We start from the raw sequence: 14728 nt of genomic DNA on the forward strand, positions 1-14728 counted from the left end.
GGGGAGATGTCGGAAGACAGAGGGGTGAAGAAAGAATTAAAACACAATTAGATGAAAGCTTTCATGGACAAAGATTTCCTTCTGCAAACCGATGTTGCAAAGGAATTATATCACAATCATGCGGCTAAAATGCCGATTTTTGATTACCACTGTCATATCAATCCGCAGGAAATCGCTGAGGACAAAGAATATGAGAACATCACGCAGCTTTGGTTGTATGGCGACCATTACAAATGGCGCGGAATGCGAACCAACGGTGTCGACGAAAAATACTGCACCGGAAATGCCAGCGATTGGGAGAAGTTTGAAAAGTGGGCCGAAACGGTGCCACACACTTTGCGAAATCCGCTGTTTCACTGGACACACCTGGAATTGAAGAAATTCTTTGGAATCGATAAAGTTTTGAGTCCGGCCACGGCAAGAGAGATTTGGGAAGAATGTAACGCCAAATTGCAAACACCTGAATATTCATGCCGAGGAATCATTCAGATGGCCAATGTGCATACCATTTGTACTACTGATGATCCGGTTGATTCGCTGGAATATCATCGTGCCATAAAAGCCGATGATTTTGAAACAAATGTACTTCCGGCGTGGCGGCCTGATAAAGCGATGGCTGTGGAGAATGCGACAACCTATAATGCTTATTTGGGTGAGTTGGAAGAAGCTGCAAACATTAACATTAACAGCTTTAGCGGTTTAATGGACGCGCTGGACGATCGTCATGAGTTTTTCCACCTGAATGGTTGTCGTTTAAGTGATCACGGTGTTGAAACAGTTTTGGCAGAAGATTACACCGAAGCTGAAATTGAAAAGATTTTCATTAAAGTTCGTAAAGGCGGCACACTTACTAAAGAAGAAGTGGTTAAGTTTCAGTCGTGCATGTTGTACGAATTTGGAATTATGGATCACTCGCGTGGATGGACGCAACAATTTCATATTGGCGCTTTACGAAACAACAATACACGTTTATTCAAGAAACTTGGTCCGGATACCGGTTTTGATTCGATCGGCGATTTTGATATTGCACGACCACTTTCAAGATTGTTGGATCGTTTGGATATGGAAAATAAATTGTCGAAAACGATTTTATACAACCTGAATCCACGAGATAACGAGTTGATGGCAACTATGATCGGCAACTTCCAGGATGGTTCTGTTCCCGGAAAAATGCAGTATGGTTCAGGCTGGTGGTTCCTTGATCAGAAAGATGGTATGGAAAAACAAATGCAGGGTTTGTCGAATCTTGGTTTGTTGAGTCGATTTGTAGGAATGTTGACAGATTCACGTAGTTACCTATCGTATACACGTCACGAATATTTCCGTCGTACCTTGTGCAATTTGCTGGGTAACGATGTTGAAAATGGCGAGATTCCATACGATATGGAGCTGTTGGGAAGCATGGTTGAAAATATTAGTTTCAATAACGCAAAAGCTTATTTTAATTTTTAGTAAAAACACGTTGATATTTAGGCGATCATGCAATTTTATTTTGAGGAATATTATCTTTGCAATCGATTGCATAAAAGAATAAACTAAATCATGGCAAAATTGAATATCAAATCAAAATCCGAATGTACATACGACTGTATTTCTCTTGGTGAAGTAATGTTAAGACTGGATCCGGGAGAAGGCAGAATAAGAACCACACGTCAGTTTCGCGCCTGGGAAGGCGGTGGCGAATACAACGTTTCACGCGGCCTGAGAAGATGTTTCGGAAAGAAGACAGCAATTATAACTGCATTGGCCGACAATGAAGTTGGTGCACTGATTGAAGACTTTATGCTTCAGGGCGGTTTGGATACGCAATTCGTGAAATGGGTAGATTACGATGGGTGTGGACGTACAGTTCGTAACGGATTGAATTTTACCGAGAGAGGATTTGGAATTCGTGGTGCAAAAGGTGTTTCCGACCGTGGAAATACAGCAGCGTCGCAATTAAAACCAGGCGATATTGATTGGGAATATATCTTTGGAACATTGGGTGTTCGTTGGATGCACACCGGTGGTATTTTTGCAGCACTTTCTGAAACGGCAGCAGAAACGGTTATCGAAGCAGTGAAAATTGCCAAGAAATATGGTACCATTGTTTCATACGATTTGAATTATCGTCCATCGCTTTGGAAAGCCATTGGAGGAGAAGCAAAAGCGCAGGAAGTAAACCGTGAGATTGCGAAATATGTGGACGTAATGATCGGAAACGAAGAAGATTTTACAGCTTGTTTAGGTTTGGAAATTGAAGGTAACGACGAGAATCTTAAAGAGTTAGATCTGACAGGTTATAAAAACATGATAAAATCTGCCGTAACCGAATTCCCGAATTTTAAGGTGATTGCCACAACATTACGTACCGTAAAAACGGCAACCGTAAATTCATGGGGAGCAATTTGTTATGCAGATGGTGTAATTCATGAAGCGCAGCACCGCGAAGATCTTGAAATTATGGATCGTGTTGGTGGAGGCGATAGTTTTGCGTCAGGTTTAATTTATGGTTTCCTTGAGTTTAACGACGGTGCAAAAGCTGTTGAATACGGAGCAGCACACGGTGCACTGGCAATGACCACTCCGGGCGACACAACCATGGCAACTTTATCAGAAGTAGAAAAAATAATCGGCGGCGGAAGCGCGCGTGTTGACCGATAAAAAAGGCAAAAGGTAAAAGGACAAAGGCAAAAGTAGAATTCGGGTGGAGTTCAATATAAATAATCCCGTGCTTTAGCTCGGGGGAAGAGAATAAAAGGAAAAACGGCGCTTTTGAAAACGTTCAGTAATCCCGTAGGGATGAGATTTTGGTAGCCCCGTCCTTTAGGGCGGGGAACAAAAAGGAGTTTGCGGAAGACGGCGCATCCAAAAAAGCAGTTTGAAAATGAAACATTGCATGCGCCGTAATAAAAGGAAGTTGATTAAAGCGCCGTTCCAAAAATATTTTGAGGTAAAAGATATTTACCGCCTGATTTTTCAATAAATTGAAAAATCTTGTCCCCCTTTTTGGGGGGACAAACGTTACCTGGTAACGAAGTGGTTGAATTGAAAGAAATAATGAATCAAGAATAAGATGGCAAGATTTTCAAGAATAGAAGTAGCATTAAAAATGAAAGAAACCGGAATGGTGCCGGTGTTCTATCATCAGGATGTTGAAGTTTGCAAAGCAGTGGTAAAAGCCTGTTACGATGGTGGTGTGCGTTTGTTCGAATTCACCAATCGTGGCGATTTTGCGATTGATGTATTTGCAGAACTGAATAAATGGACAATAAAAGAGTGTCCCGAAATGATTATGGGAGTTGGCTCAATCGTTGATGAGGCAACAGCTGCCATGTATATTGCTATGGGAACCAATTTTGTAGTTGCACCGTTAATCGACGAGGCTACTGCAAAAGTTTGCAACAAACGCAAAATTGCCTGGAGCCCGGGGTGCGGTTCAGTAACCGAAATTGGCCGCGCACACGAACTGGGTGCCGAGGTGGTTAAAATCTTCCCTGGTTCGCAAGTGGGTGGACCAAGCTTTGTTAAAGCCGTAAAAGGGCCGATGCCTTATGCCAGCATAATGCCAACCGGTGGCGTTTCTCCGGATGAAGCCAACCTGAAACAATGGTTTGATGCCGGTGTAACTTGTGTGGGAATGGGATCACAGTTGTTCCCGAAAGAAGTTTTGGCCGAAAAAAATTATGCATATATTACCGAAAAATGTGCCGGGGCATTGAAAATTATCAGTGATCTGACAACATAAAAAGCCACACGAAATGGCGAAACACTAAATCAATTTTATCTAATGAGAACTAAAATTTTTAAAGCTTTTTCTTTGGTTTTTGTGGTGATATTTCTTCTGGGATGCACCGAAACCAAACAACATAAAGTCTTAAAACTGGCTCACGGTCTCGACCCGACTCACCCGGTACACAAGGGAATGGAGTTTATGGCCGAACGTTTGGCTGAAAAATCAGGCGGAAAACTGACTATCGATATTTATCCAAGCGGACAGTTGGGCTCTGAGCAGCAATGTGTTGAGTTGTTGCAGATCGGAAGTTTGGCAATTACCAAAGTTTCTGCTGCGGTAATGGAAAGTTTTACACCAAAATTCAAAGCCTTGGGTCTGCCTTATGTTTTTCGCTCGAAAGAACATTCATTTAAAGTTTTTGATGGGGAAATAGGCAAAGAATTGTTGCTGGGAACTGAAGAGTACTGGATTCGTGGATTGTGTTTTTACGATGCCGGTTTCCGTAGTTTTTACACGATTGACAAGCCCATAAATACTCCTGATGATTTAAAAGGTTTAAAAATCAGGGTGATGAAAAGTCAGAGTGCCATGGAAATGGTGCGTGCTTTAGGCGGTTCGCCAACGCCAATTTCATGGGGCGAATTGTACACAGCATTACAAAGTGGAGTAGTGGATGGCGCCGAAAACAACGAGCCCAGTTTATATACTTCGCACCATTACGAGGTTTGTAAACAGTACTCATTAGATGAACATACCTGCGTGCCCGATGTGCTGATCATCAGTACAAAAGTGTGGAACAGTTTAACCGAGCAGGAACAAAAATGGTTGCAGGAAGCTGCCGACGAATCGGTTCCTGTGGAACGGAAATACTGGGCTGAATCGGTAGAAGAATCGTTGCGAATTGTTCAGGAGAATGGTGTTAAAATCAATTATCCCGACAAAGAACTGTTTGCAAAAAAAGTTGCCCCGTTATTGGATAAGTACAGACAAGACGAAGTTTTGGGCGATATTCTGCGCCGCATCGAAGCCGTTAAATAGAAACCGATAAGAATAAGATTATGACTATCAGAGAAAAAATAGATAAAGTAATCGAGATCATATTGGTTTCGATTATGAGTATATTGGTACTCGATGTGCTGTGGCAGGTTTTCAGCCGTTATGTTTTGTCTGCACCAAGTTCGTTTACCGACGAGCTGGCCGGATTCCTTCTAATTTGGGTAGGTATGTTGGGCGCTGCTTATGTGGCCGGAAAAAACGAACACCTCGCCATCGACCTGATGTTGCAAAAAATGCAAGGTGCCAAAAAACGTCGTCTGCAGATTATTATTAATTCGCTGGTTGGCTTGTTTGCCTTATTCGTTATGGTATTTGGTGGCTCGTGGCTGGTTTATACACGTTTTTACCTTCAGGTAAAATCTGCTGCACTGGCTTTACCGTTGGGTTATGTCTACCTCATTGTCCCCCTTAGCGGATTGCTGATTATTTATTATGCTATTGATAATTCACTGAACCAAAATATTGAAGAGTAATGGAATTTTTAGGAGTAATTGTACTTGTAGTAAGCTTTATAATTTTACTTGTAATCGGAGTTCCCATTGCTATCAGTATCGGAATTTCAGGGATTTTAACCATGCTGGTAACCATTATGCCACTGCCTGCAGCAACAACGTTTGCGCAGCGAATGGCAACGGGACTGGATAGTTTTGCACTGCTGGCGATACCGTTTTTTATACTGGCGGGGAATATAATGAACAAGGGCGGGATAGCCATCCGGCTCATTAATTTTGCACGCGTTTTGGTTGGTCGCTGGCCTGCCGGACTGGCGTTTGTGAATGTTTTTGCGAATATGCTTTTTGGTGCTATTTCCGGTTCTGCTGCTGCGTCGGCTTCGGCAATCGGTAGTATTATGATGCCCGAGATGAACAAAGAAGGCTACGACAAAAACTTTAGTGCTGCGGTGAATATCACGTCGGCAACAACGGGTTTGTCTATTCCGCCAAGTAATATCCTCATTGTATATTCGCTGGCCAGTGGTGGTGTTTCCATTACGGCGCTTTTCCTTGCCGGCTATGCACCTGGTATTTTAACCGGTTTGGCGATTATGGCCGTGGCAATGGGAATGTTTTCGTACAAACATTTTGGATTTAAAGGAATGGTGCGCAACCTGGGTAAATTCTTTGCAGTAATTGCATCGTTGGCTTTGGTAGTTGTTGGGTTAATTAAAGTAAACAGTGCGTTTTCGGCAGGAGTTGCTACTGCTATTTATGGCGGGATCGGTGCTTTGTTTTTGGGCGGAATTGGCTATTACGGAAGCAAGCATAAAAAAGGAGCGTTAAATGCGTTAAAAACATTCTGGCGCGCTTTCCCGAGTTTGATGATGCTGGTGATCGTTATAGGTGGTATTGTGGCCGGTTTCTTTACTGCAACCGAAGCTTCGGCAGTGGCTGTTTTATACGCACTGGTACTGGCATTTATTTACCGCGAATTGAGTTGGAAAGACCTTCCTGCCGTAATTCTACATTCAGTAAAAACAACGGCATTTGTATTATTACTTGTAGCAACCTGTATCGGTTTGTCGTGGATTATGGCTTATGAAAATATTCCGCAAAACGTAAGTGAAGCTTTGCTGGCACTGAGCGATAACAAATTTGTCATTCTGTTGATCATCAATATGATTCTGCTTTTTGTGGGCGTGTTTATGGACATGACTCCGGCAGTTTTGATCTTTACACCTATATTCTTGCCCATCGTTACCAATTTGGGATTGGAACCGGTTCACTTCGGAATTATCATGGTACTGAACCTGAGTGTTGGTTTGGGAACGCCTCCGGTTGGATCGCTGTTATTTATTGGGTGTAGCGTAAGTCAGGTAAAAATTGAAACGGTGATAAAACCACTTATACCGATGTTTATAGCAATGATCGTTTGTTTGTTGCTGGTAACTTACATTCCTGAAATCTCGATGTGGCTGCCTCAAAGCCTGGGATTTTAACGACTTAAAATTTGTGTTTTATATTGGCTTCAAGGAGTTGATATAAAACACAAATCTCCATACTTTCTCTATTTTCGCCTCCATGAAGTTATTCGTTTTTGATTTGGATTTTACCCTTTGGGATGCCGGTGGAACCTGGTGCGATGCTACAAATCCGCCGTATTACTGGAGCGACGGGGCCTTGCTTGATCAATCAAACAGTGAAATGGAACTGTATCCTGATGTGATTCCGGTGTTAGAGGAGTTAAAAAGGAACAACCGCAAAATTGCTGCCGCTTCACGGACTTTCGAGCCGAGCTGGGCTCAAGATCTGCTTCACTTGTTTGATATCGACAAGTATTTCGACTTGAAAGAAATATACCCAAGCAGTAAGATTCAGCATTTCGCAAAAATCAAAAAGCATTTTGGAATTGATTATTCCGACATGGTCTTCTTCGATGATGAACACCGTAATATTCACGAAGTTGGAAAACTGGGTGTAGAAGCGGTTTTTGTAGATGAAGGACTACGAAAAGAGCAGGTTTTTCGGTATTTGAAATAAGCGGGTCAGGAATCGCATCGACGAGCATCAGGATTTTAAACCGTTAAATATCAGTTTATTCTTGTGCCATTTCAGCAAAAAATATTATGCCGGTTGATCAGCAGCAGGTATATTTGCACTATACAAACCCAGTAGTTAGTTTAGTTAGAGGTTATAGAAACCCGTTATATTGTGATAAAATAAATATCCCGGATTGGACGCCCGGGATTTTTTATGCCCGATGATCAAAACCAGATGGTTATCACACTTGCAAAAGATCTAAAAAATGCCATTGGAAATTGTCGCTCAAGTTAATCACTCCATTTATTAAGAACTTATACGTCAGCATTTCGGCAGTCTTATTTTCAGCATTTTGGCCATTTGATTTCAGAATCCCCAATGGTGTATATTGTTAAAGCATAATTACTTTTGTATTATACAAACCCCGCTAGAAATAGAGGAGGAGAATTATTAAAATTCATTTAGTTGTTAAAAAGACTGGATTGAAAAATCCCGGAGTGGACGCCGGGATTTTTTTTGTTTAGGTGACTAAATTCTGTAAAAAAAGAGTGCTCACGGACGCGAGCACTCTTTTTATTTATCGTTAAATCTCTTATTTTACAAAGTTACCGAAGTACTTGTAACACCTGCTTTTTGAGAGATGTATTCCAATTTAACTTCTCCTTTGCCTTGAACAATAAATTCATATTCTGCCGAACTGTGTCCCGGAATGGCAAAGAACTGAACCTCAGGTTTATGTTCTTTATAACTTACCTGATCGAGACGGTAATCGTTAATTTTTCCGCCGGCAATTACTTTGGCCCCCGAAACTTTCAGGTGGTCGATGGCATATAGTTTATCTTTCACCGCCTGGGCAGTCATGGTCGACAAACCATTTTTGTTTTTTAAGCGAACCCGAATTCGTTTCAGGTTATTATCCAATTCTTTTACTTCAAAAACATCCATTTCAACCTTTGGTGTTTCATTAGCAGCCAGCAATACAACTGAGGCATTGCGGTGCACCAAATCGGGCAACATAAATGGATGTGGTAAACGAGAGCTCATTTTCACCCAGCCACCAATTTCAATTTCGCCATAAACCGGGTGATTATATGGATGCCATTCTTTGTATAATTCGCCCTGCACCACATTGTCGTTAAACTTCAGCTGTTCACGATTTCGCTCGGTGCGATCGGTGCTTGTTGCCGGTTTGTCGCTTTTTTCTTTGTAAGTCTCCTGCTCATCGCGCATGAAAAGCTCGCCAACAAAGGTGTATGATCCGTGCACAAAGAACATTTGCCCGTCGGAGTCACCAAAAGTTGGGTAAAGTTCAACCGAGGTCATATAAACATATCCGGGAGTTATTTTAATGGCTTCTTTGCCGATTACATCGTAAGCAGCAATATCTGATGCCGGAAGTACAGTTGTGTTGTCGGCAGGAACACGCAACCACATACCGCCCGAGTTGTGAAATGAAAAGTTTACGATGATATTCGGATGTTTAGCCGCAAACTCATCAACAGCTTTGATACCGACGCCCGAAAACGGAAAGTTTCCGGCTCCCTGCTGCACGTACTGAGGCTGCCAGTGGTAACCCCAGTTACGGTTCGGATCAAGATATCCTTCAGCATCTTCGTTAAATCTGCCATCGCCATCGTTATCAATTCCTTCGGAACCTAAAATGGTGTATTCTCCTTTTTCTCCGGGTTTTACACGAACCATAATGCGCGGATCTTCCGGATCGGGTTTATAATTTCCGTTCGGATCTTTTATGCGCATCTGGCAAATGCTGCCGTCGCCATCCAGATCATCCGGTGCATCTTCATCAAATAAACCGTCGCCATCGTCATCCTTCGGAATACGAATGCTTCGGCTTGAACTTGGTGTGTGCGCATCCTTAAAAAAGTGGTTTCGACCATCGACATTCACTACAGGAATAATGTAATGCACATTGCTGTCGACCGCTTTTGTTACCTTTTCGTTTTTGCCATATTTTGTAAGCAGCATATTGGCATAATACAGGCACACTTCGCCGGCCTGAATTTCGTTTCCATGAATGTTTCCGTCAACCCAAACTCCCGGTTTATCGTGTTCGGCACCGGTTTTTTCGTTGTTAATGGTAAGTGCATAGATCTTTAATCCTTCTTCACTTTCTCCAACCGATTCCAGTTTCGTCAGCTCGGGGTAGGCCGCATGAAGTACTTCCAGCGCTTTTACCACATCATCGTAATCGTAATAGCGGTCGAAACGAAGCGGTACTTCAATCTTTGGTTCGTCGGCGGCAAATACCGTAACAGCCAACGAGAATATTGCTAATAATGAAAATATCTTGCGTATCATGATTAACCTCCAATTTTAATTTGTTCAACTACATCGGTAAAAACTGTCGATTCAATTCCGGCAGTAATACTTTTGTTTTTGCTTGCTTTTAACAGCCAGGTGTACTTTTTTACCTGGTTGGCACCAATCGCTCCAACGGGTGTGCGCGGTTTTCCTTCCAGTAATTCCATATCGCCATCGAGCGTAAGAATTACCGGAGCCGGCTGACCATTGCGTTGTCCCATCGAAATCGGGTAGGGAAGTGCGCCGTTGTTGGCCACAAACAATTCCAGTTTGTAAATACCGCCACCCATATCAGTAACTTCTTTGTCGGCAATTGCAAACTCCGGAAGTTCCTCTGACAGATGAAGTAACCAGGGCAATTGGGTTGCCAATAATGAATCAATTTTCTCTGCTTTTGGCGTTGTTTCCAGGTACGGTGCATAACCCCCAACTTCTACTTCATCAAAATCGGGATGATTAACTTTTGTCCACGCCACAAATCCTGCACCGTCTAATTCTGCATCAGAATAAGCCAGCAGCGCTTTATCTTTTTCGCTCAGTTCATCTTTTTTCTCCGACTTTTCTTCTTTCTTTTTCTTGTCATCCGAGGCCTCTTTGTCGTCCTCTTTTTTCGCTTCTTCTTTTACTTTCGGAACCGAGAATAGTTGCATACTAAACGATGGTACACCGAGATGATAATAGGCCCACAATTCAAACGAACCATCTTTTGCCGGAGTTGGATCGAGCGTTTCGGTACTGAAATTTTTTGCTTTCAGGTATTTCTTATAATCCTCGGCATATTTTTTATAGAAAACAAGGTCGTCTTCCAAAGGATTAGTGGCCGGACCAAGGCTCAGGTAACTGGCCACCAGCGACGCGGTAACATCGGTGCCGGGAGAAACGACCGTTTTAAACAATTCGATTGCTTCATCCATGGTGTAGGTTTTGCTGGCATCGGCATTAAGCATGCTGGCATAACGGCGCGGAATTTTTATTTGCTTGAGGTTGGCATCGCCTTTGCGGCCACCTTTTGGCGGAACAAGGCAGAAGTTCGATGTGCCCAATGTGTACACCATCGAAATCTCAGGACGATCATAAATAAAACGCATAATTCCATACACTTCAGGCGTTTGTCCAGCAAATAAACCGGCTTCTTTATTTTCGTAGGGGAAAAGGTGCGGGAAGGCAATTCCCACGTTAATTCCACCAATACCGTCTTCGTTGAATTTTCCGTCTTTGTCGTTGTCAATTCCTTCAGTCATCACCTTGTATTCGCCACGTTCGCCTTCTTTTTTATCGGCTTTTTTCATCAGCCGCGCGTCTTTCTCCGAAACGATATAATTCCCTTCAATGCTTTTAATTCGCATCTGGGTGATCAGGCCGTCGCCGTTCAAATCGTCCGGACCATCTTCGTCGGTGGCTTCGTCGCCATCGTTGTTTATTTTGAAAAGGTTGGTGGCCACTCCGGTTTTCAACGACGAAAAATATACGGCAGCTGCATCAGGATTGGGCTGCGGCATGATGTACCATTTTACATCCTCGGTGTAAGCCGTTGAATCGAGCAGCAGTTTCGCCAGGTACAACGCACCTTCCGATGCCAGTGGCACATTTCCTTCGAAATTGGCACCTACAAAAATTGCCGGAACATCGCTGAGGTTAGCGCCAATTTCCAATACGGTTATTGGTTCGCCACCAGGACTTTCGGCAATGGTGTGCAGTTTTGCATTCCCCGAAGAAAATTCTTTTAACAGTTGCTGAATCTCCCGGTTGGTGTGGTATTTCCCAAACTCGGTGTCAGACTGCGCTTTTAGGCCGGAACTCATAAAAATAAGCATCCCGGAAAAGCACAAATAAAGTAGTTTTTTCACCATAATAAATGTGTTTTTCTTTTAATGTATTATGCAGTTAAAATTCTAGTTTGTCCAACGACGGTTGTTTTGCAGATTATTAGAAATCTGTTCTGGTATTTTGCTGAAAATTACACTTTTTTATTAAAAAAGAATTGTTTCGGCGACAAAATATGGATTTACATTTTGTTTAAAAGACAAATGTCAGGAATTAGTGGTCGGTCGATTCGCGCAAAAAACAGAAAATCTGTTCATCCCGGTATTGTTATTCCTGTTTAATAAACATAACTTTACAGGATTACTAAACCAATAAATCGAATAAAATGAAGCAGTCAGTTTCTTTACTCCGATCATTTATTTTTGTGTTCATCTTTTCAGCGTTTTCAATTACCGTGTTCGCGAAAACCGAAATTACCAACCTGGTTTGCGAGTACCACACAAATCCTGTTGGTATCGATGTGTTGCAACCGCGTTTAAGCTGGCAACTGGTATCCGATGGGCAGAATGTTACGCAAACGGCCTACGAAATCAGGGTAGCCGAAACAGCAGGAGATTTGTCGAAAAAGGCAAAACAAATCTGGAATTCAGGTAAGGTGGAATCCGATCAGTCGGTGAATGTGGTATATGGTGGTCCGCAACCGGAGTCAATGCAACACGTTTACTGGCAGGTGCGCGTGTGGGATAACTCAGGCAAGGCAAGTTCCTGGAGCGAACCGGCATACTGGGAAATGGGAATTCTGGAGCCGGAGTTGTGGAAAGCTTCGTGGATTACTTTACCCAACGAACCGGAATCAGACGACTCGAAACCGGCGCAATATTACCGCAATGAATTTTCCACTTCAAAAAGTATAAAATCGGCACGTGCTTATGTAACGTCGCACGGGCTTTATCAGCTGTTTTTGAATGGCGATAAAGTGGGCGACCAGTTATTTACTCCGGGCTGGACGAGCTACAATAAACGTCTGCAATACCAGACTTACGACGTTACTGACATGTTACAAAAAGAAAATGCTGTTGGAGTTGTTTTGGGCGACGGCTGGTACCGCGGAAATATTGGTTGGGTGAGTGCCAACGGATACTACGGAAATGAACTGGCGCTGTTATTCCAGCTAAAAATTGATTATACCGACGGAAGCAGCGAGTGGATCGTTAGTGATAAAAACTGGAAGGTAAATAATGGCCCGATCCGCAAATCGGATATTTACAATGGCGAGACTTACGATGCACGAATGGAACTGACCGGTTGGACCAGCACCGGATTTAATGCCGCCGATTGGAAGAGTGTAGAAGAAGTTGATGCTCCAAAAGATGTGTTAATTGCTCCGCAGGGCGTTCCGGTAAAAGCTGTTGAAGAAATCAAACCGATTGAATTTATTACCACGCCAAAAGGCGAAAAGGTTTACGATATGGGCCAGAATATGGTTGGCTGGGTGCGCATTAAAATGAAAGGAAAAGCGGGGCAAAAGGTGCAGCTGAAATTTGCGGAAGTACTGGATAAAGAAGGCAATTTCTATACCGCCAACTTGCGAGGTGCCGAATGTACCGATACCTATATTTTCGGGAAAGACGGCGAAGTGGTTTACGAACCAAAATTCACTTTTCACGGATTCCGTTATTTGCAGTTGATTGGTTTCGATGAAATCCCGGCGAAAGAAGATATTACCGGTGTGGTTATTTATTCGGATATGGAACCAACAGGTACATTTGCCTGCAACGACGAAATGATCAATCAGCTGCAGCATAATATTCAGTGGGGACAAAAAGGGAACTTTTTGGATGTACCAACCGATTGTCCGCAACGCGACGAGCGTTTGGGCTGGACGGGCGATGCGCAGGTGTTTAGTATGACTGCTGGATACAATTTTAACGTGGCGCCTTTCTACACCAAATGGATGAAAGATGTTGCTGCCGATCAGTTGGACAACGGTATTATTCCTCACGTTATTCCTGATGTTTTGAACGGACAAGGTGGTGCAACAGGCTGGGCCGATGTGGTGGCTGTAATTCCGTGGTCGGTGTATAAAATTTATGGCGATACCCGAATTCTGGAAGAAAGTTACCCGGCCATTACCAAGTGGGTAGGTTATATGAACGAAAGGGCAGGCGACGATTACCTGTGGACAGGTGATAACCATTACGGCGACTGGCTGGCTTATGCAACAACAAGTTCGGATTACCCGGGCGCTACCACCGAAAAAGACCTGCTGGCAACGGCATACTTTTATTACACAACTACGTTAACAGCAAAAATCGCACAGATCATTGGCAAACCGCAAGATGCTGAGAAGTACAAACAACTGGCAGCGAACATTAAAGAAGCGTTTAACGACGAATTTGTAACGCCTAACGGGCGCCTGGTTTCGCACACACAAACGGCTTATGTAATTGCTCTAACCTTTGGCATTTTGCCGGATAGTATGATTGACGCGGCGGCCGATTATCTGGCAAAAGACGTGGAGAAATTCAAACACCTGACCACCGGCTTCTTGGGAACGCCAATTTTGTGCCCGACACTTTCTGCAATTGTCCGCGACGATTTAGCTTTTATGCTACTGAATCGCAAAGAATACCCGTCATGGTTGTACCCGGTAACCCAAGGGGCCACAACAATTTGGGAGCGTTGGGACGGACAAAAGCCCGACGGATCGTTCCAGGATGTGGGAATGAACAGCTTTAACCATTATGCTTACGGCGCGATTGGCGAATGGTTGTACGATCATGTGGCCGGTATAAAAGTGGATGAGAACAATCCTGGCTACAAGAAATTCTTCCTCGCACCAAATCCGGGCGGAGGTTTAACCAATGTTGATGCAACGTTTAATTCTATCTATGGCCCGATTAAATCAGACTGGAAGATCAGCGACGGACAGATGACCTACGAGGTTGAGGTTCCTGCAAACACTTCCGCTGAAGTAATTTTGCCAAAAGCAAAAGTAGCCGAAATAAACATGGACGACAACTTAAAATCAAGCGCCAAACAAACCGGAGCCGACGTGACTGTTTCAGTAGGCTCGGGAACTTATACCTTTAGTTATCCAATGGCAGAATAGTCCATCAGCGAATTCGAAATTTCTCCTCCTGTCAGGAGGAGGGGACCGCGTTTACAGCGGTGAGGTGGTAATTTTATTTTTAGCACCGTGGCTTTAGCCCGGTGATCAAAATAGAAACAGATAAAAAGGCTTTAGCCATTAATCTTACCGATTAAACGCTAAAGCCTTTTATATTATCACAAATATCACCGCCCTGAAGGACGGTGCAAAACAGTAATCCTAACGGACGATGAACGAATACTAAATAAAAAGCCCCGTTCCGAATGTATAGAATCAATACGG

10 protein-coding genes are annotated in these 14728 nt (G+C 43.2%); 8 read left to right on the plus strand and 2 right to left on the minus strand.

Translation table 11 applies throughout. From position 1 onward, the window contains the following. Nucleotides 1-51 precede the first annotated feature (51 nt). The 7 genes from uxaC (at nt 52) to QZ576_RS00825 (ending at nt 7248) form a co-directional block, all read left to right on the plus strand. Nucleotides 52-1452 carry a glucuronate isomerase gene (gene uxaC / locus QZ576_RS00795; protein WP_297093409.1) on the plus strand — a complete coding sequence of 467 codons (1401 nt, stop codon included), beginning with the start codon at nt 52-54 and terminating at the stop codon, nt 1450-1452. 90 nt (nt 1453-1542) lie between these two features. Then, nucleotides 1543-2643, plus strand: a complete 1101-nt coding sequence (locus QZ576_RS00800; protein ID WP_297093411.1) for a sugar kinase — start codon at nt 1543-1545, stop codon at nt 2641-2643. A 412-nt stretch (nt 2644-3055) separates the two neighbouring features. Continuing rightward, nucleotides 3056-3727 (plus strand): bifunctional 4-hydroxy-2-oxoglutarate aldolase/2-dehydro-3-deoxy-phosphogluconate aldolase, encoded by a 672-nt coding sequence (locus QZ576_RS00805; protein ID WP_297093413.1) that lies wholly within the window; start codon nt 3056-3058, stop codon nt 3725-3727. 42 nt (nt 3728-3769) lie between these two features. After that, nucleotides 3770-4753: a TRAP transporter substrate-binding protein gene (locus QZ576_RS00810; RefSeq protein WP_297093415.1), complete on the plus strand. Its 984-nt coding sequence runs from the start codon at nt 3770-3772 to the stop codon at nt 4751-4753. A 20-nt stretch (nt 4754-4773) separates the two neighbouring features. Beyond that, complete coding sequence (locus QZ576_RS00815) at nt 4774-5244, plus strand: TRAP transporter small permease (RefSeq protein WP_297093416.1); 471 nt, start codon at nt 4774-4776, stop codon at nt 5242-5244. Then, complete coding sequence (locus QZ576_RS00820; RefSeq protein ID WP_297093417.1) at nt 5244-6707, plus strand: TRAP transporter large permease; 1464 nt, start codon at nt 5244-5246, stop codon at nt 6705-6707. The genes QZ576_RS00815 and QZ576_RS00820 overlap by 1 nt, the downstream gene beginning before the upstream one ends. A gap of 82 nt (nt 6708-6789) precedes the next feature. After that, nucleotides 6790-7248, plus strand: a complete 459-nt coding sequence (locus QZ576_RS00825) for a magnesium-dependent phosphatase-1 (protein ID WP_297093419.1) — start codon at nt 6790-6792, stop codon at nt 7246-7248. Between the two features lie 597 nt (nt 7249-7845). Here QZ576_RS00825 and QZ576_RS00830 read toward each other — a convergent pair. Both QZ576_RS00830 and QZ576_RS00835 read right to left on the minus strand, forming a co-directional pair. Further along, complete coding sequence (locus QZ576_RS00830) at nt 7846-9567, minus strand: M14 family metallopeptidase (RefSeq protein WP_297093421.1); 1722 nt, start codon at nt 9565-9567, stop codon at nt 7846-7848. A 2-nt stretch (nt 9568-9569) separates the two neighbouring features. Further along, a complete protein-coding gene (locus QZ576_RS00835; RefSeq protein ID WP_297093423.1) occupies nt 9570-11420 on the minus strand; it encodes a M14 family metallopeptidase in 1851 nt (616 codons plus the stop codon). A gap of 299 nt (nt 11421-11719) precedes the next feature. On the opposite strand from QZ576_RS00835, the gene QZ576_RS00840 reads away from it, so the two are divergent. Then, on the plus strand, nt 11720-14446 hold the full coding sequence (locus QZ576_RS00840) for a glycoside hydrolase family 78 protein (RefSeq protein ID WP_297093425.1): 2727 nt from the start codon (nt 11720-11722) through the stop codon (nt 14444-14446). The last annotated feature ends 282 nt before the right edge of the window (nt 14447-14728 follow it).

Source organism: uncultured Draconibacterium sp. (genome assembly GCF_913060805.1).
In the GTDB taxonomy this organism is placed as follows: Bacteria; Bacteroidota; Bacteroidia; order Bacteroidales; family Prolixibacteraceae; genus Draconibacterium.

Bases quoted from the DNA above. Each gene is read 5' to 3' on its own strand.
- uxaC (WP_297093409.1), top strand. From the start codon at position 52: ATGAAAGCTTTCATGGACAAAGATTTCCTTCTGCAAACCGATGTTGCA.
- QZ576_RS00800 (WP_297093411.1), top strand. From the start codon at position 1,543: ATGGCAAAATTGAATATCAAATCAAAATCCGAATGTACATACGACTGT.
- QZ576_RS00805 (WP_297093413.1), top strand. From the start codon at position 3,056: ATGGCAAGATTTTCAAGAATAGAAGTAGCATTAAAAATGAAAGAAACC.
- QZ576_RS00810 (WP_297093415.1), top strand. From the start codon at position 3,770: ATGAGAACTAAAATTTTTAAAGCTTTTTCTTTGGTTTTTGTGGTGATA.
- QZ576_RS00815 (WP_297093416.1), top strand. From the start codon at position 4,774: ATGACTATCAGAGAAAAAATAGATAAAGTAATCGAGATCATATTGGTT.
- QZ576_RS00820 (WP_297093417.1), top strand. From the start codon at position 5,244: ATGGAATTTTTAGGAGTAATTGTACTTGTAGTAAGCTTTATAATTTTA.
- QZ576_RS00825 (WP_297093419.1), top strand. From the start codon at position 6,790: ATGAAGTTATTCGTTTTTGATTTGGATTTTACCCTTTGGGATGCCGGT.
- QZ576_RS00830 (WP_297093421.1), bottom strand. From the start codon at position 9,567: ATGATACGCAAGATATTTTCATTATTAGCAATATTCTCGTTGGCTGTT.
- QZ576_RS00835 (WP_297093423.1), bottom strand. From the start codon at position 11,420: ATGGTGAAAAAACTACTTTATTTGTGCTTTTCCGGGATGCTTATTTTT.
- QZ576_RS00840 (WP_297093425.1), top strand. From the start codon at position 11,720: ATGAAGCAGTCAGTTTCTTTACTCCGATCATTTATTTTTGTGTTCATC.